Annotated in this window: 26 protein-coding genes and 1 tRNA gene; 9 read left to right on the top strand and 18 right to left on the bottom strand. The window is 50.9% G+C overall.

Going from position 1 to position 24,771, the window contains the following annotated elements; all coding sequences use genetic code 11:
* The first annotated feature begins 5 nt into the window (after positions 1-5).
* From DPQ22_RS02875 to DPQ22_RS02860, 4 genes are all read left to right on the top strand, one after another.
* Positions 6-878 carry a DUF4868 domain-containing protein gene (locus DPQ22_RS02875; RefSeq protein WP_150213082.1) on the top strand — a complete coding sequence of 291 codons (873 nt, stop codon included), beginning with the start codon at positions 6-8 and terminating at the stop codon, positions 876-878.
* A 16-nt stretch (positions 879-894) separates the two neighbouring features.
* Complete coding sequence (gene dut, locus DPQ22_RS02870; protein WP_150213081.1) at positions 895-1,356, top strand: dUTP diphosphatase; 462 nt, start codon at positions 895-897, stop codon at positions 1,354-1,356.
* A gap of 130 nt (positions 1,357-1,486) precedes the next feature.
* Positions 1,487-2,233 carry an SDR family oxidoreductase gene (locus DPQ22_RS02865; RefSeq protein ID WP_150213080.1) on the top strand — a complete coding sequence of 249 codons (747 nt, stop codon included), beginning with the start codon at positions 1,487-1,489 and terminating at the stop codon, positions 2,231-2,233.
* Between the two features lie 115 nt (positions 2,234-2,348).
* Positions 2,349-3,170 carry an HAD family hydrolase gene (locus DPQ22_RS02860; protein ID WP_150213079.1) on the top strand — a complete coding sequence of 274 codons (822 nt, stop codon included), beginning with the start codon at positions 2,349-2,351 and terminating at the stop codon, positions 3,168-3,170.
* A gap of 380 nt (positions 3,171-3,550) precedes the next feature.
* Here DPQ22_RS02860 and DPQ22_RS02855 read toward each other — a convergent pair.
* Both DPQ22_RS02855 and DPQ22_RS02850 read right to left on the bottom strand, forming a co-directional pair.
* Positions 3,551-3,626 (bottom strand) — tRNA-Ala (locus DPQ22_RS02855).
* Between the two features lie 231 nt (positions 3,627-3,857).
* Positions 3,858-4,241 carry a TIGR02300 family protein gene (locus DPQ22_RS02850; protein WP_150213078.1) on the bottom strand — a complete coding sequence of 128 codons (384 nt, stop codon included), beginning with the start codon at positions 4,239-4,241 and terminating at the stop codon, positions 3,858-3,860.
* A 279-nt stretch (positions 4,242-4,520) separates the two neighbouring features.
* On the opposite strand from DPQ22_RS02850, the gene cmk reads away from it, so the two are divergent.
* Entirely contained in the window at positions 4,521-5,189 is a 669-nt protein-coding gene (gene cmk / locus DPQ22_RS02845; protein ID WP_150213077.1) for a (d)CMP kinase, read from the top strand.
* A 191-nt stretch (positions 5,190-5,380) separates the two neighbouring features.
* Positions 5,381-7,081: a 30S ribosomal protein S1 gene (rpsA, locus tag DPQ22_RS02840; RefSeq protein ID WP_150213076.1), complete on the top strand. Its 1,701-nt coding sequence runs from the start codon at positions 5,381-5,383 to the stop codon at positions 7,079-7,081.
* A gap of 742 nt (positions 7,082-7,823) precedes the next feature.
* On the opposite strand, the gene DPQ22_RS09260 is transcribed toward rpsA, so the two are convergent.
* Positions 7,824-7,958, bottom strand: a complete 135-nt coding sequence (locus tag DPQ22_RS09260; RefSeq protein ID WP_256371536.1) for a hypothetical protein — start codon at positions 7,956-7,958, stop codon at positions 7,824-7,826.
* 677 nt (positions 7,959-8,635) lie between these two features.
* Between DPQ22_RS09260 and DPQ22_RS02835 the strand changes: the two genes are divergently transcribed.
* Positions 8,636-9,043, top strand: a complete 408-nt coding sequence (locus tag DPQ22_RS02835) for a helix-turn-helix domain-containing protein (RefSeq protein WP_150213075.1) — start codon at positions 8,636-8,638, stop codon at positions 9,041-9,043.
* A 26-nt stretch (positions 9,044-9,069) separates the two neighbouring features.
* Here the strand turns inward: DPQ22_RS02835 and DPQ22_RS08775 are convergent, their stop codons facing one another.
* The 9 genes from DPQ22_RS08775 to DPQ22_RS02800 all read right to left on the bottom strand — a co-directional run bounded on the left by DPQ22_RS08775 (position 9,070) and on the right by DPQ22_RS02800 (position 16,406).
* On the bottom strand, positions 9,070-9,210 hold the full coding sequence (locus DPQ22_RS08775) for a hypothetical protein (protein WP_190323110.1): 141 nt from the start codon (positions 9,208-9,210) through the stop codon (positions 9,070-9,072).
* Entirely contained in the window at positions 9,194-9,346 is a 153-nt protein-coding gene (locus DPQ22_RS08770) for a hypothetical protein (RefSeq protein WP_190323109.1), read from the bottom strand. The genes DPQ22_RS08775 and DPQ22_RS08770 overlap by 17 nt, the downstream gene beginning before the upstream one ends.
* A gap of 146 nt (positions 9,347-9,492) precedes the next feature.
* Positions 9,493-10,488, bottom strand: a complete 996-nt coding sequence (locus DPQ22_RS02830) for a phage late control D family protein (protein ID WP_150213074.1) — start codon at positions 10,486-10,488, stop codon at positions 9,493-9,495.
* A 2-nt stretch (positions 10,489-10,490) separates the two neighbouring features.
* Complete coding sequence (locus tag DPQ22_RS02825) at positions 10,491-10,751, bottom strand: tail protein X (RefSeq protein WP_246681447.1); 261 nt, start codon at positions 10,749-10,751, stop codon at positions 10,491-10,493.
* Complete coding sequence (locus tag DPQ22_RS02820; RefSeq protein WP_150213073.1) at positions 10,742-11,173, bottom strand: phage tail protein; 432 nt, start codon at positions 11,171-11,173, stop codon at positions 10,742-10,744. Before DPQ22_RS02820 ends, DPQ22_RS02825 begins: the two co-directional genes overlap by 10 nt.
* A 55-nt stretch (positions 11,174-11,228) precedes the next feature.
* Positions 11,229-13,952, bottom strand: a complete 2,724-nt coding sequence (locus DPQ22_RS02815; RefSeq protein ID WP_150213072.1) for a phage tail tape measure protein — start codon at positions 13,950-13,952, stop codon at positions 11,229-11,231.
* Between the two features lie 140 nt (positions 13,953-14,092).
* Positions 14,093-14,491, bottom strand: coding sequence for a phage tail assembly protein (locus DPQ22_RS02810; protein WP_150213071.1), 399 nt, complete (start codon positions 14,489-14,491; stop codon positions 14,093-14,095).
* Between the two features lie 59 nt (positions 14,492-14,550).
* Positions 14,551-15,069: a phage major tail tube protein gene (locus DPQ22_RS02805; RefSeq protein ID WP_150213070.1), complete on the bottom strand. Its 519-nt coding sequence runs from the start codon at positions 15,067-15,069 to the stop codon at positions 14,551-14,553.
* Between the two features lie 62 nt (positions 15,070-15,131).
* Complete coding sequence (locus DPQ22_RS02800; RefSeq protein WP_150213069.1) at positions 15,132-16,406, bottom strand: phage tail sheath C-terminal domain-containing protein; 1,275 nt, start codon at positions 16,404-16,406, stop codon at positions 15,132-15,134.
* Positions 16,407-16,511: 105 nt separating this feature from the next.
* On the opposite strand from DPQ22_RS02800, the gene DPQ22_RS02795 reads away from it, so the two are divergent.
* Both DPQ22_RS02795 and DPQ22_RS02790 read left to right on the top strand, forming a co-directional pair.
* Positions 16,512-16,868, top strand: coding sequence for a hypothetical protein (locus DPQ22_RS02795; RefSeq protein WP_150213068.1), 357 nt, complete (start codon positions 16,512-16,514; stop codon positions 16,866-16,868).
* Positions 16,869-16,888: 20 nt separating this feature from the next.
* A complete protein-coding gene (locus DPQ22_RS02790) occupies positions 16,889-17,614 on the top strand; it encodes a DUF6270 domain-containing protein (protein ID WP_150213067.1) in 726 nt (241 codons plus the stop codon).
* Here the strand turns inward: DPQ22_RS02790 and DPQ22_RS02785 are convergent.
* From DPQ22_RS02785 to DPQ22_RS02760, 6 genes are read right to left on the bottom strand one after another with little or no spacing between them, the layout of a single operon-like run.
* On the bottom strand, positions 17,607-18,167 hold the full coding sequence (locus DPQ22_RS02785) for a hypothetical protein (protein ID WP_150213066.1): 561 nt from the start codon (positions 18,165-18,167) through the stop codon (positions 17,607-17,609). The two genes, DPQ22_RS02790 and DPQ22_RS02785, sit on opposite strands and share 8 nt — an antisense overlap.
* 4 nt (positions 18,168-18,171) lie before the next feature.
* Positions 18,172-19,209 (bottom strand): hypothetical protein, encoded by a 1,038-nt coding sequence (locus DPQ22_RS02780; RefSeq protein WP_150213065.1) that lies wholly within the window; start codon positions 19,207-19,209, stop codon positions 18,172-18,174.
* An 11-nt stretch (positions 19,210-19,220) separates the two neighbouring features.
* A complete protein-coding gene (locus tag DPQ22_RS02775; protein ID WP_150213064.1) occupies positions 19,221-22,400 on the bottom strand; it encodes a DUF4815 domain-containing protein in 3,180 nt (1,059 codons plus the stop codon).
* A 3-nt stretch (positions 22,401-22,403) separates the two neighbouring features.
* Positions 22,404-23,519: a phage tail protein gene (locus DPQ22_RS02770; RefSeq protein WP_190323108.1), complete on the bottom strand. Its 1,116-nt coding sequence runs from the start codon at positions 23,517-23,519 to the stop codon at positions 22,404-22,406.
* A 48-nt stretch (positions 23,520-23,567) separates the two neighbouring features.
* Positions 23,568-24,410: a baseplate J/gp47 family protein gene (locus DPQ22_RS02765; RefSeq protein WP_150213062.1), complete on the bottom strand. Its 843-nt coding sequence runs from the start codon at positions 24,408-24,410 to the stop codon at positions 23,568-23,570.
* Positions 24,398-24,769, bottom strand: a complete 372-nt coding sequence (locus DPQ22_RS02760; RefSeq protein ID WP_150213061.1) for a GPW/gp25 family protein — start codon at positions 24,767-24,769, stop codon at positions 24,398-24,400. The genes DPQ22_RS02765 and DPQ22_RS02760 overlap by 13 nt, the downstream gene beginning before the upstream one ends.
* Between the last annotated feature and the right edge of the window lie 2 nt (positions 24,770-24,771).

Below are 24,771 nucleotides of genomic sequence, written 5' to 3'. Positions count from 1 at the left end.
GTGAGATGACACGGAATTTATTCGCTTTATGCCGTGAACATAAAGAAGCTCCGTTAGTGATTTACCGCGTTCCTTTAGATGAAAGCACTCTGTCCTCTGTTATTGAGCTTTTCGATGAACAAAAAAATGCTTTTTTAGGAAATATTGACCAAGAGATTCCCTATAACGGAATGTATAAGCCCGATGGCAGCCAGATTCTCACAATAGAAATAACACAATGCCCTGAAATAAATCAATTACAGGAAGCTGTAAGCAATCCTGTTAGATGCGATGACATCGACACCAGAAGATTCGCAGATCTGGGGATAAAAGCTTTATTTATCGGGCAACCGGCTCAGGGTAATATACAAATTTCTGTTCAAAATTTTACTAAAAAACAAATATTGGAGCATAAATGGACTCTTTTCTTGAACAACAACGCGTTCAATAGACTTACAGACCTTGCATTCTCTTTAGATGATAAGCTAAGTGCAGTCGTTGATAACAATGAAATAAAATTTAAAAGCTTCCATATATTGCGTGCGATCATCAATATAGGACATCTTTTTAAAGAAGCAACAGAAGAAGAAACCAGGAATTTTGCGATGAATCCTATTTTTTCTTGTGCTTCCGCAGACGATTTTTTGAAGCAGGCTGATGAACCTATCAGGAAGATGATAAGTTTCATATCGCGAGGCAATATTTTAAATATCGATATAATTACTATAGAGACAGCAGCAAAAGAAATAGATTTTGATATACAAATTCGGAATGACAAAATTATTATGCCACATGAAAAAAAAGAAATTAAACAATTACTTTCTTTCCTCAATGGCGATATTTATAAGGCTCCTATAACACAAGATCGCTATCTCACGAACTCAAAAAGAAAAATTTGAATCTATAGGATAAATTATGCCGCGTGATCTTGTTCTGCCGCTCATTAAACTGCCGCACGCTGAAGGGCTGGATCTGCCCGTTTATAAAACCACCGGCGCGGCAGGGTTTGATTTGCCGGCGGCGGTGGCGGCCAATGCGCCGCTAATGCTGGCGCCAATGCAGCGCCGGCTTATCCCTACCGGCCTGTGTTTTGCCCTGCCGAAAGGCTATGAAATGCAAATTCGCCCGCGTTCCGGCCTCAGTTTCAGGCATGGCATTACTGTTTTAAATGCGCCGGGGACAATAGATAGCGATTATCGCGGTGAGGTGCAGGTGCTGCTTGTTAATCTGGGGCAGGAAAATTTTACCATAAGCCGCGGCATGCGCATTGCCCAGGCGCTGATTGCCCCGGTGTTAACGGCACAATTCCGGCTTGCGGCAGAACTGGACGACACGGAACGCGGCGGCTCCGGTTTCGGCTCTACCGGCAAATATTAACAGTTTGCTGTTTCTGCAAAGAAATGTATTGCCGCCTTTAAAATTTCACTTTCTGCCTTTAAGTTTTGGTAATGCTTAAACCGCTGCCTTGCTGAAGGTGCAGGCCGGCGGCAATTTATTGAGGTAAATCATGGATAAAAATGCTATTGCAGGCAAAATTGTTTTCATCACCGGCGGCTCAAGCGGTTTGGGTGAGGCGACAGCGCGTTATTTGGCGGCGCGCGGGGCAAAACTGGTTATTGCCGCCCGCCGCAAGGACAGACTGGATAAAATTGTCACAGATATTAAAGCCGCAGGCGGGCAGGCGCTGGCGCTGGAGCTGGACGTCACCCGGGCCGAAGCGGTAAAAGCGGCTATTGCCGCGGCAGTGAAACATTATGGCCGGCTTGATGTGCTGATCAATAATGCCGGTTTAATGGCGATTGCGCCAATGAGCCAGACCCGCCTGAATGAGTGGGATCGTATGGTGGATATAAATATTAAAGGTGTGCTTTACGGCATTGCCGCGGCTTTGCCGATTTTTGAAAAACAGAAAAGCGGTCATTTTGTCAATATTTCTTCTGTTGCCGGCATTAAGGTTTTTGCCCCGGGCGGCACGGTTTATTCGGGGACAAAATATGCTGTCCGCGCCATTTCAGACGGTTTGCGACAGGAAGTCGGCGCCCATATTCGCGTGACCACAGTTGAGCCGGGCGCAGTAGACAGCGAGCTGAAATATGGCAGCGAAGATAAAGCCAGCCGTGATTTTGTGCTGAATTTTTATCAGGCTGCTATTCCGGCGGAATCTGTGGCGCGGGCCATTGCTTATGCCATTGAGCAGCCGGCCAATGTCGATATTAACGAAATTGCCCTGCGCCCGACTGCGCAGGAATTTTAGACCGGAAAATAACAGGGGCTTCCGGCTATAACGGCAGGCAGGCTGTTTTCGGCTTGTCTGTCGCGTTTGTGGGTTTCCGCTTTTTGTTTTGCCGGCTTGGGGGAGGTGTATAATCATGACTGCACCGCTTAACGCCGCCATTGCCTATGATTTTGACGGCACGCTTATCCCCGGCAATATGCAGGATTACAGCTTTTTCCCCAGCCTTGGCCTCAAAATGCCGCAGGAAGATTTTTGGCCGCGGGTTAAAGCCATGGCGAAAAAGCACGATATGGACGAAATCCTCGCTTATATGCACCTGATGCTGAAAGAGGCTGCTTATCGTGATATTTCACTGCACCGGCAGCAATTTGCCGAATGCGGCAAGTCTATTGCCTTCTTCCCCGGGGTAGAAGGCTGGTTTGACCGCATTAACGCCTATGCCCTTTCCCGCAATATTGCCCTGAAACATTATATTATTTCTTCCGGCCTGCGGGAAATGATTGAAGGCACGGCCATTTTTAAATATTTTGCTTATGTTTATGCCTCCGGCTATATGTATAATCAGGACGATGTCGCCATATGGCCGGCTTTGGCGGTGAATTATACGACTAAAACCCAATATATTTTCCGCATCAATAAAGGGGTGGAAAACAGTTGGGATAATCACGCGGTCAACCGTTTTGTTGATGAGGCAGAGCGCCCTGTCCCAACCGGCAATATTATGTATTTAGGTGACGGCGAAACCGACATTCCCGCCATGAAAATGATCGCGCATCTGGGCGGCCATGCTATAACCGTTTATAATGAGGAAGATTATAAAGCCAAAATCGCCAGCGAACGCCTGCTAAAACAAGGCAGAGCGCAATATTCCGCCCCGGCCGATTATACGCGCGGCAGCCTTCTGGACAAGCATATTCAAAGCTTGATCGATAAAATTGCAGCCGGGGAGCAATAAATCCGCCGGGAAGCCGGCCGGCGGCCAGACCGCTAAAAAGCCGGAGAGCGCTGCCTCGCCAAAGGCACCGGCCGCTGCGGCCGGCGCCAAAGCGGACAAAGTCTCTTCACCGCCTGTTTATAAAAGCGCTGCAACATTCTTTGTATAATCTTGAAAGGCCGGCAAACTGGCCGGCGCTGGAATCGCCGGCACATATCGGCGGAGAAGCCAGGAAAAGCACCTTTGCCTGACTTCCGGCAGAGAATAAAGAATTGTTATCGGCGCAGCACAGCGCGCTACAGGCCCTAATCCCGCCGCAGGGAAGCAAAGGCCGCGCAGGCACAGAAACAGAAGAGGCGAATAAGCGATAAGACCGCGCCCCCTGAAGCCGGTCGGCGAATTGGTGGAGCTAAGCGGGATCGAACCGCTGACCTCTTGCATGCCATGCAAGCGCTCTCCCAGCTGAGCTATAGCCCCAAAGACGCCTTGAGACACAGCAGAAACAGAAGCTCTGCCCTGTCTGCCTGCTTGTAAAAGCTTCCCCGGCGGAAAGCAAGCAAAATTTTGGCGGCTAATAAAAATCACTGTGGATTCCGCCTTTAAAGGCAGTTAAACGCAGCGGCAAAACCCGCCGCTGCCGCGCCGCTATATTATCCCTGTTGCCGGCGCTTTATGCCGGCGCGCCGGCGGCCATTTTACCGCCGGAATTTAGTGATCATCATGCGATGGCGAATTGCCGCCAATAATACCGCTGACATCGTCATCATCTTCCTCATCATCGGTCGACAAAAAAGTGTCATTGTCATCATCGCTCAAATCCACCTCATCATCGCCAAGATCAGGAATATCATCTTCCGCGTCATCATCACCGGCATTATCCAGCTCAGAAAATTCAGGCTTTTCCAGCACTGTATCCAGCTCTTCCTCGGCTTCGCTTTCTTCTTCTCCCTTGGCTTCAGCCGAGGCCTCAAAATAAGAGCGGGGATAAGAAACCCCAGTATAAGGGGAAATTATCGGATCACGATTCAGGTCATAAAACTTTTTGCCTGTTTCAGGATCAGTGCGCTTTGTGCCCAAGTCCGGTTTTGTCACTTTATGCCTCTCAATTATAGTGTCATTGCCCGCAAGGCAGAAGGCCTACACTGCTTCTGCCGCAAAATTTCTCCAACTGGGATAAAGCCTAAAATACGGCCTTTGTCAAAGCCCAAATGGAAAATTTATTACAAATTTCCCTGCCCGCACCCACTGCCGCCGGCTGCCGATAACCGGCACAGGATAAAACTTGTGCCTGATTCGGATATAAGCTAAAGTTGAATGCGCCTATGCACCCGCAAATATTTGCGGCAAAATATGAAAAATCGGTAAAGCCTGATGACACAGCCTGCAATACCCGCCTCGCGCGCCCCTGCCCCTTTTATTATTGCTATTGACGGCCCGGCCGCCGGCGGCAAAGGCACATTGGCCCGAAAATTAAGCGCGCATTATCACCTGCCGCATTTGGATACAGGGCTGACTTATCGCTTTGTTGCACAGCAAATGCTGGCGCATAATTTGCCGCTGGATAATGCGGCGGCGGCCGTTAAAACGGCTGAAAGCCTTGATTTTGCCGCTATGGATAAACAGGCTCTGGCTGATGATGCTATCGGCACCGCCGCCTCAAAAATTTCCCTTATGCCGGAATTACGGCAGATAATGGCGGCCAGGCAGCGCCGCTTTGCCGAAAGCGGCACAGGCGCCGTGCTGGACGGCCGCGATATTGGCACTATTGTTTGCCCCAAAGCGCAGGTCAAGCTGTTTATTGTCGCCGATGCCGCCACCCGCGCCCGCCGCCGTTGCCGGGAAATATTGGCGCGCGGACAAAAAGCCGATTATGCTGCCGTGCTGGCGGCCTTGCAGGCGCGCGATGCGCGCGACAGCGGCCGTTCAACCGCGCCGTTAAAACCCGCAGCCGATGCCCACTTGCTTGATACAACAAAATTAGGTATAGAAGAGGCTTTCCAGGCAGCTTGCCGGCTGGTGGACGCGGCAAAGGAGGCATAAAAACCTCTTTGGCCTGGCGGCCCGGGCTGAAAAGCGGAGCTGGAATGTCATAATCCTGACCTCCGGCCTCAACCCCATTGCGCCGCATTTGCGGGGGCGCGGCCATAATGCAACACAAGCACGGCGCACAAGCCTTTTTCGCCCCTTTGCTTCATAGGCCGGGCGGGTAATCAGGCTGTTATGGAGTTTATATGTCTCAAGCAAATCCCACGCGTGAAGATTTTGCCGGCCTGCTTGCCGAATCTTTTGAACATAATGATTTTGGCGAAGGCTCTGTTGTCAAGGGTCGTATTGTCGCTATTGAAAAAGATATGGCGGTCATTGATGCCGGGTTGAAAGTTGAAGGCCGCGTGCCGCTGAAGGAATTTGGCGCCAGGGGCAAAAACGGTGAGCTTAGCCCCGGTGATGAGGTTGAGGTTTATGTTGAGCGGGTAGAAAATGCGCTGGGTGAGGCTGTGCTCTCGCGGGAAAAGGCCCGCCGGGAAGAAAGCTGGCAGCGGCTGGAAGAGAAATTTAACAATAATGAGCGGGTGGAAGGCACAATTTTCAGCCAGGTCAAAGGCGGCTTTACTGTCGATCTAGATGGTGCCACTGCCTTTTTGCCGCGCAGCCAGGTGGATATTCGCCCTATTCGCGATGTAACGCCGCTGATGAATAATGCGCAATTATTTGAAATTTTGAAAATGGATCGCCGCCGCGGCAATATTGTTGTGTCGCGCCGCTCTGTGCTGGAAGAAAGCCGGGCCGAGCAGCGTTCGGAAATTGTGCAAAATCTGGAAGAAGGCCAGATTGTTGACGGCACAGTTAAAAATATTACCGATTATGGCGCCTTTATTGATCTGGGCGGTATTGACGGCCTGCTGCATGTAACCGATATGGCATGGCGGCGTGTCAACCACCCGTCTGAAATTCTCACTATCGGCCAGACAGTGAAAGTGCAGATTATCCGCATCAACCAGGAGACGCATCGTATTTCGCTGGGTATGAAACAGTTGGAAAATGATCCGTGGGAAAATATTGCCGTCAAATATCCTGTCGGCACCAAAATCAGGGGCACAGTCACCAATATTACGGATTACGGCGCTTTTGTTGAGGTTGAGCCGGGGGTAGAAGGCCTTATCCATGTCTCTGAAATGAGCTGGACCAAGAAAAATATTCACCCCGGAAAAATTCTCTCTACTTCGCAGGAAGTGGAAGTAATGGTGCTGGAAATTGACCCGGCAAAACGCCGCATTTCACTGGGGCTGAAACAGACACTGGAAAATCCGTGGATTGCTTTTTCGGCCAAATTCCCCGCCGGCACGGTTATTGAGGGTGAAATCAAGAATAAGACAGAATTCGGCCTGTTTATCGGCCTGGAAGGTGATGTCGACGGTATGGTTCACCTCTCTGATCTGGATTGGAACCGCCCGGGTGAGCAGGTGATTGAAGAATATCGCAAAGGCGATATTGTCAAAGCCGTTGTTCTTGATGTCGATACTGAAAAAGAGCGTATTTCACTGGGTATCAAACAGTTGGCGGAAGATAAAGTGGGTGAAGCCGCCGCCAAAGGTGATTTGCGCAAGGGTGCAGTTGTTACCTGTGAGGTCATGGCAGTGCAGGAAAATGGTCTTGATGTGAAAATTATTGACCATAATCTGGAGAGTTTTATCCGCCGCGCCGATTTATCGCGCGATCGTGATGAGCAGCGGCCGGAGCGCTTTAGCGCCGGGCAGAAGTTTGACGCCCGCGTAACTGCCTTTGACAAAAAGACACGGAAAATTTCTGTTTCAATCAAAGCACTGGAAATTGCTGAAGAAAAAGAGGCAGTGGCGCAATATGGCTCTACCGATGCCGGTGCTTCACTCGGCGATATTCTTGGCGCGGCCTTGAAAAAACAGGACAAAAACTAAGCCTGCCCTGCCGCTGCCGGCTTAAGCCTGCGGCGTGATGAAAGCTGAAAAACAAAAAAGGCGCTGCGGGAAACATTTGCCCGCAGCGCTTTTTATAGGCTGATGAATGGCAGGCAGCGCTCTGATAATGGCAACGCCCTCTTGCATTGCGGCGGGGGAGGATAAACGCGTTATCATACAGCTCCACGGGCATAGCTTGTAACGAGATAGCGCGCGCCGCCCGGCTTTAAGCCTATATTTTGCTCTTCTGGAAACGCTTTTAATCAGCCCCTTGGCCGGCCGTTTGCGCCAAACCGGCCTGTTAGCGCCGTTAATCTTCTTTTGCCCGGCCAAGCTCAAACCGGACAACACAGCCAAAGAGCGCCAATCTCACCTTGCCGGCCGGTTGTAAATTTTTGCCCTTCCCCTGCCCGGCAAAACTTGCGTTTGAGCGGCTGACAATCACCCGCAAAAGAGCCGGCTTATGAATATTTTCTATAATAATCTGTCACAGCCGGCAGCCTGGCTGCTGCCCTATGCTTGCGCCAAAACAGTTTTTGCCAAAGGCGCGCCGGCCAATCGGCACTTTATCTGATAATATAAGCCGGCGTCAAAAATAAAGCCGCGCCTTTTTATTGTAATGCCTGGCAAAACGGCCAAAGGAGCGAGATTGCAGCCGCTATTTTTCAAAAAATTATGCAACAGGAAACCGGCCGCGCCGATAAAACTCTATTTATCGCTTGTATATTTGCCCATCAGCCGCTCAGCGCTTCCTCGCCCGGGCAGAAAGCAATTCAACAACTTCCCGCAGAGTTCTTTGCAGCTTTGGTGAAGCGGAATCATAAATTTCCATATAACGCGGCCGCTCTATGAGAATGGGTTCGCCAATTTCCTGCATTTTTCCGGGGCAAAGCAATTTTCAATCCTGAGCCATTCATCGGCTCTTATTCCCCTTGTTTCCTTACCTTCTTTCATATTCAGCATACGGGTTATCTGATCAGATGTCAGGCCAAGAAAATCCGCCAGTTTTTTGCGTGAGCCGCGCCTCTGCTCTGCCGGCTTGCTTCTTACCCAAAGCCTCATTTCGTCCTGAATTTGCATATGGCTAATTATCACAAAATTTATTGTAGCCTGCCACGCGGTTTTGGAATCTTTGACACACGGTTTTGGAATCTTTCCGGCGGCAAAATTCGGCCCTTATAACGCACTCCGCCCCTCTCAAAGCCGAAAGCTTTTAAAGCATAAGCAAAAAACCCTCAAAGGTGTTTTGAAGGCGGCGAAAAATCAATAAAATTTTTCAGAAAAAAATGCAGAAAGCTAAATTTTCCGCTTGCAAAAGCAAACAATGTTTGCTAGATATAGCTTTGTAAGAGATTAAAACCTCTTACAAATCCAAGAGGAAGGAGGTGAGTTACTTGGATCGTCCTAAGGAAATTAGGGTAAAGATTAAATTCTTCGCGCTCACGATTGAATTTGTCTTTAAGTCCTAAACAAAACGGGGCGGGAAGTAATTCCCGTCCCACCCTTGGGGAATTCAAGCTCACCTCCCCCTCTTGATTTACGGAGGATAATACCATGAATAACGCAGAAATCAAGCTTTGGCGTGATATTATGGGGCTAACCCAGCAAAAAGCGGCAGAAATGCTAGGAATATCGCGGGTTGCTTTGCAAAATTATGAAAGAGGAACACGCTTAGAGGGCGGATCTCCCGTGCCTATACCTCACAGCATAGCCCTTGCCTGCGCGGCTATTGAGGCGGGCTTGAGAGACTGGCAGGGCATGACTGCTGATATGGTCAAAAATGCAGATGATGCGCAGGACTTTGTTAATTGGTCGTTTGATCGGACGCGCCGGGCGGCACACCGCTATAATGAATGCGCCGCAACCGCCGATAATGAGCGGGCGATGGACAGGACGAAAGCGCGACATGAAGAAGCGGTCGGGCTTCTAAACAGCTTTATGAATAAAAAAGAGGCGCAATAAGCGCCTCTTTCATTGCAATGCCGCAATCAATCGGCTTGTTCCTGCCTTGCCATTTGGCTGTGCAGGCAGGCTTTCAAAATTTCAATCCTGTCCAGAATATAGCGGATTTTCTCCGGGCTGTTTTCTCTTTCGGTATAGAAAAGCAGCTCCTCAAGCTGTGCCGACAAATGCTTCAGCATAAGCAGTGTGCGGCACCGCAGCAATGCGCGCAGCCAGATTTTTGGCGAGAAGCTTTTTGCCGCCAATATACGGTGCCGGCGGATTGCATGGCGCAACAGGCGTTAGTTCATGTGTCATAACCATTTATCAATAAATCCTGCTTAAAAGCGGGCCATCATCAGTCACTGGTGATAGACGGCCGCGATGTTAAGCACTTGCACATCGGGCGGGGATTGCTTCGTTGGCTGCCCCGCTGGCGGGCGAAAAGCTCGCCCGGCCGACTTTTTTTCTCACTCACTTTTTTCGGCTTTCTGACCTTTACCATCTTCCGGCGCTTCAAAGGAAATCTCTGTCCAATAGCCTGAACGATCATAAGTGTGGGTCACTGTGCCGGCGCGCCAGAGGCCGTTAAGCTCCAGCCGGAACCCGGTCAGCTCAAGCGGCTGATCCGCCATAATGGCCGGATTGCCGGCAAGGGTAATAGAGCCATTACCTGTAGAACGGCAAAGCCTGTCGCCTTCAGACGCGCAGGCAGCCTCTGCCTCTTCTTTGGTGGAATAGCAAATGCGCAAGCGGCGCGCAGGGCCGGCAAGGCCGGTTTTATGACTACAAGTGCATTTTTTGCCGCTTGATCGGTCAAAATAATCAGCCTGCACCTCTCCATAGCGTCCGCGCGGTGCTACCCCCAAATCCCATTCACTGCAATCGGATTTGGCGATTGTAATAGCCGGTAATTGGCCGCGCTGCAGAAAGAGGAATTTGCCATCTTTAACCAAAAAAGTGCCGCGCACTCGATCAGCCAAACGGGTGAGGAAATCAATCGGCGACTGGTTAATACGGGCAATATAGGGCAGTTTAATGCTGGCCAGCTCTTCGCTGATTTTTGCCTCATATCCATATCTTTGGGAGATTTTGCCTACTATGGCGCCGATATCCATATTGTCGTAATGCTCGCTGCCTTCCTCTTTAATATCCTTGCGCATATCGGCCGAATGGCCGCAAATACGGATTTGCTCACCGCTGCGGCCGCCACTGGCAGAGACTGTTTCCACCACAAATTTGCCCATGACCTGACTGTAATCGTCCAGATAGCCGAAAGTGACGCTGATAGGATCGTCTTTTTGAGGCAATTCAAGATCATTGCCGGCATCATTAAAAACAGCCTCAAATGTATCGGCTTGATTGCCGGCATTATCGGTAATTGTGGCGCGCATCAGACGTTGATAAAAAATATCATTAACCGGATTATCGCCTATATTGACACGAATAAATGGCTTATAACGCATGGCTAATCCCACAAACGCATAATGCGCTTTGTCTTATTTTTCACCTCAAATTCGGGCAATATCACCAGGGTGCCGCGCTTGATAAAAAGTCCATGATCGGCCAGGCCGCGATTAGCTTCCAATATTGCTTCGGTAAAGCCCTTTATCTGCCCGGCTTGCTGCCGATCACCCAAAACCGCCAGAGCATGGCGGAAAGCGAGCAAATCCACGCTCACATCATCACTTGCCACCCGTATTTGCGCCGCCGGTAGAATCATTGCCATTGCCCCAGCGGCTTGCCGCCGTCAATAAACGGCTGGATATCGATAGAATAGGTAATCCGCCCCGGCTGACCGTAGCGGTTAATATAGTCATGGTCTTTCTTGATGCTTTTTATCACCACCCGGCCATGTATTGTCGCCGCCATAGCCAGACCGCTGGCCCAGCTGATAAAAGGCACGGCAATCGCGGCGCGGATTGTGGCGGTGACGGCATCAATGTAAATGCGATTATCAAATTCTTGCGGAAATAGAACGCCGGATATTGTCTTTGTATCCTCGCCGAAACCGGTGAATTGCAGGCCGGGCGAGGCACCAAAATGCGGCATTACCGCCCATTCGGCCGAAAATTCTTCCGACAATTTTTGAAACGACAAGGCCGTAATGGTGAACATATGCGGCCCTAACATCATCAATACATTGCTCACTTCTTACCCCCGCAATCGCGGCCGCAAAACCGCTTTACACTTTTGCTGCGATTGCTCATTGCCCGCCCCCATGCAATGCCGCGGCCGCGGCATTGCGCAATTGCGCCTCAACCGCCTTGCCCACGGCCTGCGGATCCATGGCGCCATTTATGGTAACAGTGACTGTCTGATTGATGGTATTATTACTATTGGTAATTGCGCCGGTATCGGCCGGCTTAGCTGTCGGGATTGGTATTTGCCCAGGCGCTATAATAGGCGGCAAATCTTCAATGTCAGCGGGTTCGGCCGCCGCTGCTGCCTGTTTAGACGGCAAAGACGCTATGGCAGCATCAATATCTGCTCCGCGTAGGCCGAGTTTTTTGCCCAATTCCGTCTGCTCACCCTGCATAGGGCCTACATAAATAAGGTTTGGGTCATTCAGATCATAACCGCGATTGGCGGCGTCTTTTTTGTTCAAGGCAAGCTTGCCGCCTTTGCCGACAAACTCTTCCAATTTGCCTTTTTGCCGCTTTTCTGAACGCTCAAGGAATTTCTTTGTTGCAGCGCCGGCCGGTATGCTGCCATTCTTAACCAGCTTATCAGTGTCTTCCTCATCAAAATATTTGCGTAAAATCGCCGCCGCGCGGGGTCTATCCGTTCTCAAAGCCTCGGATACTTCGGCATATTCGCGATCAGCCATGCCGCTTGCCATTTTGCCGTCAATATTGGCTATCGGTGTTTTACTATCCCTCTCTATTGCGCCCCAGACAGTAGAAATAATCCCGCCAATTGCCGCCCCCAGCGGCCCGCCGACAATAAAGCCTAACATTGCCCCATTAGCGGCATCAGCAAATAAATTGCCGAGATTCTTCCATCTATCCGGCGCGGTGGAAGCCTGCAGAAAGTCATTGGCAATATTTACGCCCAGACCGGCACCGAACATCAAGCCGCCCTTTAAGAGCGGGCTGGACAGCGTTGCCTTTAGGCCGCGCAGGCTGCTCTGCATATTGCGATTGCCGGCGGCCGCTTTGCCGGCGGCGGCGCCATAGCCGGTAAGAGCAGTGGCCATGCCGCCTAATATGCCGCTGCCGCCGGCAAGCAGGCCAATCCCGCCCCGGATAATGCCAAATGAGCGGGCCAGTAAACCGCTCCTTTTGGCGATATTCCGCCCGGCTTTATCAAATGTCCAGAAATCAGCAGCAATACGCCACAGGCCAAGATTGCCGGCTGCCACCAGCCATTTAAGCGCTTTCAAAGCGACATTAAAGGTCAGCAAAGCGGCGACAGTTTTAACAATGACGGAAGTCAGTTGCGGGTGAGTGTGCATCCAGCCGGTAAGTGCCTTAACCGCTCCACCCACTGATTTGGTAAGTTCCAGCACAGGCGGCAACAGCTCATTGCCAATAGTGATAGACAGCGCCTTAAGCTGGTTTTGCAACAATTTGAATTGCATTTCGGCGCCGCTCATTTGCCGGTTTGCCTCAATCAAAACACTGTCTGTCCGCGCCGCTTTGTCATTGATGGCGGCAAAGGCCTCAATCAAGGCTTCCGGCGTCAATTTGGCCAGATTTTTGAATTGCTGGCCGCCGGCAATGCCGATCAACGCCTCTTGCCCCACATCGCCTTTTGCTTTGATTGCGGCAAAAAGTTTGATTAAAGTGCCTTGCTCGTCTTTGGCAAAATCCTTGATAAACTGCTCCCGGTCAATGCCGAGCGTTTCAAATCCACGCCTTACCGGCTTGCTACCGGCCATAATGCGCGCGCCCAAAGTGCCGAAAGCGGTACCCGCCACCTCGGCCGGCATTCCAGTAGAAATCAGTGCGGCGCCGACAGCAGCAATAGTCGGCGCCGACATTTTCATGGTGCCGCTGACACTTGCGGCTCGCTGGGTGAAATCAACCAGCTCTTTGGCCGTGGAAGCCGTATTATTGGACAGGTAATTGAAGGCATTTGCGAGGTCTTCAATTTCCTCTTCTGTCATTTTTATGCCATTCTTGGCAAAAGAGTTTTTCATTTTTATGAGAGCCGTGCCAACATCATCAGCGGCCATATCAAAAGCTATACCGGCGCGGGCGGCAAACAGGGAAAAACGCTCCAAATCCTCGTCCGGTATGCCGTTTTGTACCGCGGCCTTCATCAGCAGCAAAATCTGTTCGGCGGAAAAAGCCACTTCCTGCGAGGTTGACAGGGCAAAGGCTTTGAGCTGGTCAAGCCGTTCCTGCCCCATATTGGTGGTGACTTTCTCAAACTCCTTGACTGTCTGGTCAAAATTGGCGGCTTGTTTGATTGTCGCCAATAATGGCGCGGCAGCCGCTGCTGTCTTTAAAAACTCGCCGCGCGCCTCTCTGGCAGCGGCCGACAGGGTTTGCAGTTTCTTTTCCAGATTTTTGGCGCCAAAACGGCCTTTTATCGCCCAGTCGTCAAATTCTGTCGTTTCTTCTCGAAACTCAATAAACGCATCACGGATATTATTGCGCATACGCGCAAAAACCCCGTTTGTCCGCCGGTAACTTCCCTCTACAGTATCGCTAAAGCTGCCGACAGCCTGACCGGCTTCATTAAAAAAGCGTCCCGTTTCCTTGGAAAAATTGCCGACAGGCTCGGCTGCTTTGCGCGCTGCCTGGCCAGCCTTATCGAAAGCTTTTTCTGCTTCTTGCCCGATTTTTCCAAGATTTTTTGCGGCTTCCTCGCCGCTAATGGCTTTCTCGACAGTGTCGCCAAAATCTTTCAGCTTCTGCTTGGCGGATTGCAGGCCTTCCTGCATCTTGTCAACCAAACGCAGGACAAGGGAGACTTCCATTTGTCATTCCTCTTCACCCGGCAAGCCACTTTCGGCCATTTTTATGGCAATCAGTTCCTGCCGCCAGATAAGCGCGTCCAGCCAAGGTAACTCATCAACAATATGCGGCGGCCATTTATAATAATAAGCAAGTTCCGCACCTATGCGGCGGGCGCTGCCGGCCGGAGTTTGGGAAAAAAATCAGCAAACGCTTTCAGCACAGCAACAATATCCAACCAGTCAAGCCTATCAATCACCTCTGCTTTTTGACAGGCCATTTCGGCCAGCACCTGCGTCAGCCCGTCCAGGCTGTCTTTATTGAGTAGCGTATCGGCCATTTGCTCTATCGCTCGTTCAATATCCAGCTCACTGTCGCCGCGGCGCATTTCTCCGGTTATCACTTTGACCAGTTCTTTACCGCCAATAGCGGCCAAATCCTTGGCCTGTTTGAGGGTGGGCCGATGTAAGGTAAGCCGGGTCAATTCTGTTTTTTGGCCGTCTGCTTCAGTTTCAATGGGCATTTGCAGTTCAATGTCTATTGTTTTTTTCAAAGTCGCCATTTTGCCTGACCTGTTTCAAAATGCGTTAAAACCTGTTTCAAACCGCTTTTGAAGGCTGTTTAAATGCCCAAAATCTGCCGCCGGCGCACACCTATTTCATTACCGCCACGGATCAGCCAGCCGCCGCGCTTGAAGGAAAAGCGATGCAGCACCTTGCCGTCCCAGAATTCTGTATATTCAAAAATGGACTTGATTTCGTGATCATAGCCGCTGGCTTTACCGCCGGCCATTTCCTCTACATCAATTTTTGTGAAGCGGCCGGTCACATCAATAGCGTGCTCATGTTCCTGGCCCGTCTCTTCGTCAACAATATATTTTTTGCCGGTAAAATGATCGCGGTGCCCGGGGGCGCCGCCAAACAGGCCGACAATGCCGGAAGAATGGGATTTCAGCTTCATTTGCAGGGTAAAGGCTTTCACACCCAGCCCGGCAATATCCACTTCCATATCACTACCCGCCGGCTGGAAAGTTTCTGTCGTTTCTTCCAGCGAGGGCAGTTTGAGCGTGTCAATGTTTAGAAACAGATTGGCATCATCATTAACAATCAATGTGCAGCCTCTGATTATGCGTAAAGACATGAGGGGAACCCTTTTCTTTTTTGGCTGTTAAGAAAGCACAGCCGGGGATAGGACGGCAACTTTTAATAGCTGCCGTTAATATAATTGCCGACTGTATTGCCGAATTGATAGGTGGAGCCGTAGCGGATATTATTGGCGAGGTTTTCAAAATATTCTTCATTGCGCCGGCTGCCGACAATAATACTTTCCATCGGCGGCACTTCCTCTGCGTCAAACTCCACCTTAATCTGCCCGGCGCGCAAATTGGCATTGCTGTTCTGCTCGCGGTCAAACCAGACGCGCCCGCCCAAAAGGGCTTGCCGAACTACCAGATCATCAAGGAATGACTGGATAGAGCGCATAACGGCAATAACATTCTGCGGCGTCATATTCTGATCAACTGCCCAAGGCCGCAACTGGCGGGCAATGGTCTTTTCAATAGCGGTGCGAATGCGCACCACATTGACAAATGCCCACATTGGATCATCAGATGTCGTTCTGTTGCCCCATAAAATGCGGCCATTGGCCAAAATCTGGCCGGTAGCAGATTGCGCCACCTGACTGGGGATAAAAGTAGCAATAGCATTCTGGTTCAGCATATTTGCTTCGTGATCCGTCTCACCATCAAAATAGCTGATTGGCCGCGCAGTGCCCAAAATACCGGAAACATCTTGGTTAGAAGGAGACCAGTAAACGCCGCCTTTGGTCTTGTCGCGCAGCAAAAACATTGCGCCGGCATAAGGCGCGGCCGGCTTGATTACGATCTCTTCGCCGGCGGCCACGCGCACATAGGGATCGATTAAATATGTCCAGCGGGAGGAAAAATCCTTGCGGTACTCAATGCTTTCTTCTTTATTTGCCCCGCCAGTATCAATCACAGCGATAGATTTCAGCTTTTTGGCAACCTGTTCCAAGGCATCGGCCACAGCGTTTTTGGCACCTTCCAGCCGCCCGCCTGTCCAGCCCGGCGCCATAATAATACCCGGTTCAACCCCTGTATGACCAAAAGCCTGCTCCAGTGCGTGCACCCCGGTATTTGAAGCAGCGGAGCCGATAATAGCCGCCCGTGTGGCTTCCGGCGTATCTTTTTCTTCCACACGCACAAAAACAAGGCTGCCTTCAATCCCCTGCGCTTTCACGGCGTTGACAATATCAAGCCCGGTGCCGCTTGCGCCCAGCGCCGCGACTTTATCCAGTTCATGGGTAAAAAAAGCAACAGGCTCATCAAGGGGGAACAGTTTTGCGTCAGCGGCGGGCGCGGTAATCACAGCGCCTATGCTTGTTTGCCCCGCTTCAGCCAGGGCGCGCACCCCCTCGCTTTCATCAATTATCTGCACCCCATGATTAAAGTTTGCCATTTGCAAGAATCTCCATTATCTTGGAGCCAAGATAATAGTTGCCGGCAAAGTGTGTCAGCTTGACACTGTCATGCAGCCGAAATCGCTTGTAAGAGGGGAGACATTATGCGGAAAATCTTGCTGGCCACTGCTGCTTTATTTGGCATGATGGGTGTGGCAGGAGCGCAAACATTCAATATACAAAAATATAATGAATATCAAAATGATATGGTTTGCGGTTTTAACCATGCTCTCCCCGCTGTGCATGCTAACCCAGAGCGGCAAAAATGTCTGCCCTATATGCAGGATTATTTTGCTCGTCTGACGCCGGCTATGAATCAAAACAGGGAGGCTCACCGACCGGAAGCGGAAGCGATTTGTGGTATTGATGAACCGGCCGGACAGTTTTATAACGCAGAAATACGGAAGCTCTGTGTACCGCGGATTTCCGATTATATCGATAAATTCGGCGCATCGAAATAATCATGGCGGCTGGGGGAACAATGAAAAAGCGGGTGATAGTATTTGGTAGCTGCGTGATTCGCGATGCTCTTGAATTCAAAAAAAATGATATAGAAATCGTCACGTATATTTCTGGATCAGCAATGGGCAGCGCTTTTGCCAAAAAGCCCTTTCTCGGCGCCAGCGATGAGCAAATAGAAAAAATAGGCGGCAATTTTTTCAAGAAATGCGTGATGCGGGATATGCGCAAACAGACCCGGGAAATTTTGCGAAATAATGACTATGAAGCCATAATTATCGACTATGTAGATGAGCGTTTTGCTCTCTTATTCGGAGAGGGTGCAATCGCAACGCTTAGCGATGCTACGCGGTTTCTCGGGGTCAAAAAATGGCAAAACGCGCGAAAGTTTAAAATGCACGGGTTCCGCCGCTTATTGTGGTGGCGGCACGGCGTCAAAGCGCTTATTGCTATAGCTAAAGAGAAACAAGTGCCCATTTTTCTGGCCTGTGTTTATCCTGCCCAACGCGATGAAAAAGGAAAATATCTATACAGCAAAATGCCGCATTGCCTAAAAGATGCAATGTGGCTGTGGCTGCTCTACCGCCTGACCCCACGCTATATCAAAAAAATTGCCATAGCAAGGGATCGGCTGATAATGGCGGACGAGCATCAGTGGGGCGGCAATTATATTTATCACTATACTGCCCCGCTTTATCGCTATTTATCACGCGCTATCTATAACAAGCTTGTAAACACCGCTATGTAATGAGTGACGCTTTGCGCCATTCTGCGTCCAGCCAATCGTCTGACCATTCCATAGCCTCTGCTAGATCTACGATAAATTGGCTTTTGCGTTCAAAACTCGTGGCATATTGCCACTTTATCTCCGCCTGCTCACGCAACGGACTTTTAAGGGTAGCCATAACAGCCAGCACGTCAGCATCTGTTTTGCCTCTCTGCAGCAGCCATAACCGGATTTGCATAGCCGTCAACGGGCGCAGCGGCGGGGGCAGAATTTCCCCTGTGGCAAAATCAATGAGGCAGCCGTAAATATAGCCGCCTTCAGAATTTGTATAAGGGGCGATACTGTCAAGGCCCACCACAACAAAGCGGCCATTACGCACCAGCAGTGCATCTTCTTCGGCGCAGCAAATAGCGTTGGCTTCATCAACAGCCAAATACCAGGCCATTTTATTTTCTGGGAGTTTAAAAAATTTGTCCCATTCTACGCCGCCATCATTGTAATAATAAGTAAAACGGGCATCTTCCCCTTTTTCTGGGTCTCCTTGCCGCGCAGTAAATTTGCCAAAATTTTTCATTTTCTTATCCTATCCACGGCTGCCGCCAATCATTGCCAACCCTGTAGAGCAGATCACGAACGCCCACCCTATCGAGATACTGCACCGCCGCTGTCATTGTGAGAACCCCAGGCATAAATTCCCGCCGACCGGTACTGGCGCCGGAAGAATACCCGCCATATTCCCAATATCCGCCTGTCCGCAATTCTCTAACACATTCCCGGTTTATATATGCGTTTATTCCGGCCCACGCATAACCATCGCCTGTCCCACCCCATCTATCGCGCCAGATGGCGGGGGCGTAAATATCGCCGTTAACGCCGAATTTTGCGCCGCCGATAAGGACAATATCGCCGTTTTTAAATATACGGAAAATATCGCCGATGCCATTAACATTAACACGCACGCCACTATCGGGGGCGTATGAGATTTCGCAAAGGGGATTATTACCCGTATCAAAAAATTTCAGGCCGCCGCCTGGCCTTGCCGGATCGGATACGATTACTTTTAGAAAAGCTAAATCCCCACTTTGGGAACGCAATTCTAAAGTCCCGCCCGTAAATGTTATTGCACCGTTGGCCACTACTGGCCCATTAAAAGTGGTGGATGCAAAATAGGTGTTGCTACCCGACCATTTATTATCCTGGTTCCGCCGATCAGCCTCTGTTTTGATAGTTTCTAACTGGGCAGCAAGGCCGGTAATATCACTTATATTGTGTTTGTGATCGCCGATAGCCGCTTGCGGGCTGCGCATTTCAATGCCTTTGTCGGTTTTGACGGCTACATAGCCCAGTGCGGCAAGATCGAAACCCACAACATCGGCCAGATCGGCAAACTTCAGCTTTTGATCAGCATCGGCCTTTTTGTCCAATACTGCCTGCAAGCCAGTAACATCGGCAATAGCATGGCTATGCTGCTTGTCGGCCTTGCCGGCTATTGCATCGGCATTTTTTTTCAATTCCGTGTCAATTTTTTCCTCATTTTTCCGCAAAATGGGGAATTCCTCGGAAATATTCCGCTTTTCGTCTGGCAGTTCCAGATTGTAATTCGGCGTTTTTGCCATGTAAAATCTCCTTAAAAAATGCCCGCGCCGAAATCACCCAGACAAATACGCGCGGCCGGGCTGCCTTTAATGGTGAGTTTTAACTGTGCCTGCCGGCCGCTTAAGGACTGTGCCTCATATTTGCGTTCAGTCCAGAGCGGCTCGCTTAATTGCTCGACATCACCAAGCTCCAGCGCCTGCCAGCCGCCCCCATCAATACTCACATTCATTTCCAGCCCGGCGCCGCCGGGCAGAAAAGCTTTGATATAAGCGGCTATCCGCGCATTCTCACCCAGAGCGAAAGCGCGGCTGATATAGGTTGCGCTTTCGGCGATGTGCCCCGTCACCAGCTCCACCGGGGCATAAAGCACAGGTGAAAGCGTCTCTGTACCTTTTAAAATTGCGCGGATTTTGATTGTCTCGCTCACATATTCCGTCAGATGAAGCACCTGCATAGGCAAAAGCTGGTAAATCGTACCGCTTGGCCGCTCCACTTCAAATACTACCGAGCAGTCGCTTGATGGCAGCTCCACCCCCGCGCGGATTTGTATGTCAGAGACATCGTCCAAGGCAAATTCACCCAAATTCACCAGTTTTTGCGTCTCGCTATAGCGGGCAGCGACAAGGCGGAACGTCAGCGCCTCATCTTGATGTGCCGTCCATGTGGCAGCATTAACTGAAGAAAAGCGCGGGCCGACAATATAAGGGTGGCTGGTCACCCATTGCTGCTTCTCGGCGTCAAATTCACCCAGTTTTGCAAAAGAAACACTATGCTCATTATCATCTGTCTTGATGACAAAAGCGGAAAGCCCGTCATTGCCGGTAGTGACAGGCAGGCTATAGCGCGCTTTTGCCCAGCCGGTGGCGGCATTAGCCATTGGAAAGCTTGCCTGCGCCAGAATATCGGTAGTTGGATAGCCATTATCCACACTCACTTGCTCCACCAGCAAGCCATTGGCCTGATTGCCGATTTTGCAAATATGGAAATCCACACCGATAATTTGGCGCGGAATATCAGGCAAGAATAATTGCGCCTGCGGATCGCTGCTTATGCGCCGCCACCGGCGCACCGTAGTGACCTGTCGCAAAGTGGTGACTTCTATTGTGCCTTGCCCTGTCCACATAGCCCCGGCATTAGTGCCGGAACGCGATATTGCCAGAATTTCCTTCGTGCCGGCGGGGATATTGGCGGGAATGGTAAAGCTGCCCTGTATCCGCCCATTTTCATCGGCCGGCGGCAAATCACCAGGCAGCACACTAATGCCGTCAAAGGTCAGACTATCCAGAATTTCGCCGGCCCCAAGGCCGCGCAGGGTGAAGGTCAGCTCTATTTGCCGAAGATACTGGATTTGTTCCGTATGGCTGCCCAAATTCTCGCTTGTGCTGCTGCTTTCCAGCAGCGGGCCGCGCCGGCGCCCGCCCTGCCAATATTCATTAGTGACGGCACCTGCCCAATCAGTGCGGTATTGTGTCCAGAAATCCGCCGCCGGCATCAGTGCCAGATCGGCCGGCAGCGGCGTAAAATTGGCATAAGGGTTGATTTTTGTGCAACCCGTCATCTGCTCTTGTGCGATTATCACCTCTTCCTGCCAGGCGAGCGTGACAGGAGCGGCCAGTGGCAGCTGGTAAAAATTTGAGGTAATCGGCAGTTCCATTACCCCGCCGCTCACGGCTGCCGTTTGCTCTTGCCCGGCATCGCGGTAAGTCTGATCTAGGAACGGGTCAACAAACATGCCTTTTTTCGCAACCGGCTCGCGGCTATCAATGCCGTTTCTTAACCGCTCAAGCTGCAGCAGTCTGTCCATATCACCCACACGATCAACGAGGCGTTGCAAATCGGCATAGGGGATCGAGCGGTAAGCATCATTTTTAACGATTGGAGTGCCCAGCCAATCATTAGTGATAGTGGCCAGTGAAAGCACATCTTCCGGGACAATAGGCGGCGCCGGGAATTCCTTTGCCGAAAGGCCCTTTATGTAAATCGGCGCGCCGTCAATCTGCAAGCCTATCCGGTCAATGCGCGGCATTTTGAAGGTATAACTGATAATAATATCGCCATTTGTCGCACCGCCGGCGACAGTGACTGTTTTTGCGTCTTGCGCCACCGGCTTTACCGCATCACGAAAACGATAAGTTACTTCATAAGTGCTGCCAGAGGCCGGTTCATCGCCCAAAGGCGCCCAGTCCACACTATTACCTGTGCGGATATAATCCGTCTTCTCCTTATATGTAGTAGCCCCCTGTTTAACAGCTACCAAGGCGATGACGCTATTATCGGGCAGACTATCCTGCCCATGCTTAACCGCACCGCGCGTGAGGCTGACTGTCTTTTCCTTGGTCAGCAGGATAGAATTGATTACCCCAATGGGGAATTTATCGGTGGAAAATGTGTATTGCACCCCACCCGGATAAGTGTGGGTTTCGCCCGGCACGGCGGCTTCGTTCCAGTCTTCCTCTTCTTCCAGCCGAAAAGCGGCGCGGCGGGTGCGTTTAAAGCCGCTTATGTTAGCTTCGCCCTCTTGGATAGAGAAAACCTGATTTTTTCCATTACGGCCAAGGCCGGTTACGCGGCAGCCCTTTACTACATAAGAGCCGTGAGCGCGGTCATAAGTAGCGATAGCCTGCATAGCCGGCTCAAGCAGACTAGGGCCTTTATTGTCCAGCACAACGCCATCGGCCAGCACATAAACCGGGTAAAATTCACTCTGCCCATCGGCAGAGAATGACCAATAGCAGCGCACTACCTCGCGTGCGGCGCCTGGCTCACCTTCGGCCAGACTACCGGGCACTTGCCCTAGCAGGTTTGGGTCTTCCTCCGCTGTCAAATAATGCCGTTCCAGCGCCACGCCCAGCTCTACGCGACCTTGCATAGGCACATTTTCAAAAATGGCCTCTTCTACAGGAAAAATATCCCCCGAAACATAAATCTTGCCGGCCAGCAAAGTAACTCTGCCTGTCTCTGTATCAATCAAACAATCGGCGCGTTCTATCCGATCCCCTTCTTTTGCCACCAGCCGGCCGAGGCGATTATGCCGGCCGCGCATAATGGTTTGAGATTCATTCAGTTCTGCTGCCTGAATAAAGCGATTGCGACCGCCAAATACCACACTCTGCCAGTTTTTCCGGCCTTCGGCGCGATCATAGACATCGGGTAAGCCGCTTTTGTGTTGGGTGGCGCTAATGGCAGTTATTCTTGGCTGTTTCTTATTCATTGGTCACACTTTCAGGATTATTTTTATTTGTTCGCGCACCGAACGTCGTAAGACTGCCTCAATCGGCTTTTTGGCAATTTCTACACCTTCCAGCAGCTCTCCCGGCGCCAGCCAGAGCCGCCCGGCGGGGACGGAAGGGGCAAGTTTTGCGCTAAAAATGAGGGCAATATTATCGGCTGGGGTGGAAATTGAACTTTGCACATCGCCAAAGCCGGTCATCGCCTCTATGTAAACGCAACTGCTTTGTAATGCCGGTTCAAAGGCACTTTGAAAAGCATTATAGGCGCCATTCAGCGCCGCTGCGCAAGCGCGACAAGCGCGGTAACCGATGATAATGTCGCCGGCGCGGAAACATAGCCAGGCTTGCCGCCGGTCAAACCACTGGGTCATGATTTGCGCCCGCTGGCTCTCATTATAATCGGCCCATGGATATTCAGCCGTAGACCAGAAAAAATGCGCATCAACCCATTTTATGCCCGTATTGTTTGGCTCTATCCAGTTGCCAAGCGCTACGCCTTCTGCTTCAGTCAGCATATGTTCGTATTCATGACAGCGGCCGAAAGACCAGACAGTCTGGCGCAGGGCAATGCCGCTGTCAGAATCCAAAATGGCATTATCAATTTTTGTCTCATCGCCCTCAAAAGCCGGCACATCATAAGTACCGGCACCGCGGCGGAAATCAGAACGCAAGCACTCGGAAAGGCTGACAATGCCTTCGATACGCTCCAGATCAGTCGGCGCCGGGATCTGAATAAAAATCAGGCTATACGCATTCCACCAATTGCGGCTTGGTGCCGTCGGCCTATATTCAGCAGCATAGCCGAGCCAGCTCAAGCCGGTTTGCACGGCCGCGATTGTGCCGCGGCTGCGTTGCCACGGCACTGCTTTATCCAGCAAATCATAGAGATTCGGGATATAAGGGATAAGTACCTGCAGGCCGTATTCATCAAGTAAATAGGGCAAAATACTTATTGGCCGGTCAATAAACTTCAGCCGTGTAAGGGCGCTTATAGACTGATGCACCACCGGGCTGAAGGCGCAGGCATCGGCAAGGCAGATCTCCCACCGAGTGGAATTTGCCGGTAAAAGGTGAGAAGGCCAATATTGCTCATTTCCCACCCCCGCAATCGCGGCCGCAAAACCGCTTTACACTTTTGCTGCGATTGCTCATTCATACCCTCGCAAGGTAAGCTCTATATCGGTTATTGCGATAGCCTCATTCGGCGCCGCCTCTATATCTTCTGCCGGCACCTGCAAATGGACGCGCGCCACATCGTCAATCATTAAACTGGATATAATAAAGCTTTGCGTCAAAGGCCGCCCCAAAGCCTGCCGATCCTGCCAGCGGCTGCGCAAATTGGCAGCCGCTCTCTCTGACGCATTGGCCTGTGCCGCCTGATAAAGCCAGATTTCAGCTTTGACCGGCACAAATATCCGCACGGCCGAGACAATTTCCAGCGTATCGCTGGTCATGCAGATTTTTGGATCACGCATATAAGCAGCAATATCAGCCAAAAGCTGTTCACCAACCGAACCGTCTGCTGTATCCCCAAAGACGGCAATATAAATTATCGGCGATTTGCCTTGGCGATAAACAATGGCATCTTTTACGGCACTATTGGCCGACAAGGCATGATAGCGGTAATAATCAGCCGTACCGCCGCCGCGCGCGCCGCTGACAAACAGCCTTATGCGCCGGCGATAGGCTTCATCTGTCTCATTTGGCAAGCGCAGAACGCCGTGAAAATCCCCCAAAGCGTCCAGATTGCTGCCTGTGGCAAAGGCAAGCAGAGTGGCGCGGGCCGCGTCATTTATCCGGGCGCGCAAAAGCAGTTCATCGAAAACGCTCACTTCAAGCTGAATATTGGCCGGGTCATAAGCAATCGCCGAAACATTAAAAGGCAGGCCGTTTTTGTCATAAAGGCTTTGCAGTAAGGCCTTTTTGCGCTCCAGCAAGGCTGTTGCTGACAGCTCTTCAATGATTTCCGGTTTGCTGTTTAATTCGGCCATATTGCCACCTTTTCCTGCTTGAGCGACCAGTCGCCCAAATGGCCGTTGGGGTAGAAAATGCCGTTCATGACAAAGTGATAGGCACCATCTCGCCCAGCCTGCACCATTTCAATTTTTTGCAGGCTGAAGCCCGGCTCACCGCCGACTGGGTCGTCCAAAGCCTGTGTGATCGCCTGAAACAGATGCATAATGGTGTTTTCATCGCCGTTTGCGTCTATATAAGCAGGGACATCGGCGCCCAAATGGCGGCGCAAAACGCGGCTGCCAATGCGGGTCGTCAGGCATTTATCGATGGACTGAAGGCAATGCTCCCAATCATAAATAAGCTGACCTGTTTTGGCCGAGACGCCGCAACGCATGA

The organism is Candidatus Tokpelaia sp. (genome assembly GCF_008636115.1).
Taxonomy (GTDB): domain Bacteria; phylum Pseudomonadota; class Alphaproteobacteria; order Rhizobiales; family Rhizobiaceae; genus QLZD01.
The sequence above is the reverse complement of the archived record's forward strand: the minus strand, read 5'-3'. Positions and strand labels throughout refer to the sequence as shown.

Excerpts from the sequence above, each read along its gene's own strand:
- DPQ22_RS02800 (WP_150213069.1), bottom strand. The coding sequence starts at position 16,406 with ATGGCAAACTTTAATCATGGGGTGCAGATAATTGATGAAAGCGAGGGG.
- DPQ22_RS02780 (WP_150213065.1), bottom strand. The coding sequence starts at position 19,209 with ATGGCAAAAACGCCGAATTACAATCTGGAACTGCCAGACGAAAAGCGG.
- DPQ22_RS02875 (WP_150213082.1), top strand. The coding sequence starts at position 6 with ATGACACGGAATTTATTCGCTTTATGCCGTGAACATAAAGAAGCTCCG.
- DPQ22_RS02790 (WP_150213067.1), top strand. The coding sequence starts at position 16,889 with ATGAAAAAGCGGGTGATAGTATTTGGTAGCTGCGTGATTCGCGATGCT.
- DPQ22_RS02765 (WP_150213062.1), bottom strand. The coding sequence starts at position 24,410 with ATGGCCGAATTAAACAGCAAACCGGAAATCATTGAAGAGCTGTCAGCA.
- DPQ22_RS02830 (WP_150213074.1), bottom strand. The coding sequence starts at position 10,488 with ATGCGTTATAAGCCATTTATTCGTGTCAATATAGGCGATAATCCGGTT.
- DPQ22_RS02860 (WP_150213079.1), top strand. The coding sequence starts at position 2,349 with ATGACTGCACCGCTTAACGCCGCCATTGCCTATGATTTTGACGGCACG.
- DPQ22_RS02795 (WP_150213068.1), top strand. The coding sequence starts at position 16,512 with ATGCGGAAAATCTTGCTGGCCACTGCTGCTTTATTTGGCATGATGGGT.
- DPQ22_RS02810 (WP_150213071.1), bottom strand. The coding sequence starts at position 14,491 with ATGGCGACTTTGAAAAAAACAATAGACATTGAACTGCAAATGCCCATT.
- dut (WP_150213081.1), top strand. The coding sequence starts at position 895 with ATGCCGCGTGATCTTGTTCTGCCGCTCATTAAACTGCCGCACGCTGAA.
- DPQ22_RS02815 (WP_150213072.1), bottom strand. The coding sequence starts at position 13,952 with ATGGAAGTCTCCCTTGTCCTGCGTTTGGTTGACAAGATGCAGGAAGGC.
- cmk (WP_150213077.1), top strand. The coding sequence starts at position 4,521 with ATGACACAGCCTGCAATACCCGCCTCGCGCGCCCCTGCCCCTTTTATT.
- rpsA (WP_150213076.1), top strand. The coding sequence starts at position 5,381 with ATGTCTCAAGCAAATCCCACGCGTGAAGATTTTGCCGGCCTGCTTGCC.
- DPQ22_RS08770 (WP_190323109.1), bottom strand. The coding sequence starts at position 9,346 with ATGGTTATGACACATGAACTAACGCCTGTTGCGCCATGCAATCCGCCG.
- DPQ22_RS02785 (WP_150213066.1), bottom strand. The coding sequence starts at position 18,167 with ATGAAAAATTTTGGCAAATTTACTGCGCGGCAAGGAGACCCAGAAAAA.
- DPQ22_RS02775 (WP_150213064.1), bottom strand. The coding sequence starts at position 22,400 with ATGAATAAGAAACAGCCAAGAATAACTGCCATTAGCGCCACCCAACAC.
- DPQ22_RS02825 (WP_246681447.1), bottom strand. The coding sequence starts at position 10,751 with ATGGCAATGATTCTACCGGCGGCGCAAATACGGGTGGCAAGTGATGAT.
- DPQ22_RS02760 (WP_150213061.1), bottom strand. The coding sequence starts at position 24,769 with ATGCGTTGCGGCGTCTCGGCCAAAACAGGTCAGCTTATTTATGATTGG.
- DPQ22_RS02865 (WP_150213080.1), top strand. The coding sequence starts at position 1,487 with ATGGATAAAAATGCTATTGCAGGCAAAATTGTTTTCATCACCGGCGGC.
- DPQ22_RS09260 (WP_256371536.1), bottom strand. The coding sequence starts at position 7,958 with ATGCAGGAAATTGGCGAACCCATTCTCATAGAGCGGCCGCGTTATATG.
- DPQ22_RS02805 (WP_150213070.1), bottom strand. The coding sequence starts at position 15,069 with ATGTCTTTACGCATAATCAGAGGCTGCACATTGATTGTTAATGATGAT.
- DPQ22_RS02835 (WP_150213075.1), top strand. The coding sequence starts at position 8,636 with ATGAATAACGCAGAAATCAAGCTTTGGCGTGATATTATGGGGCTAACC.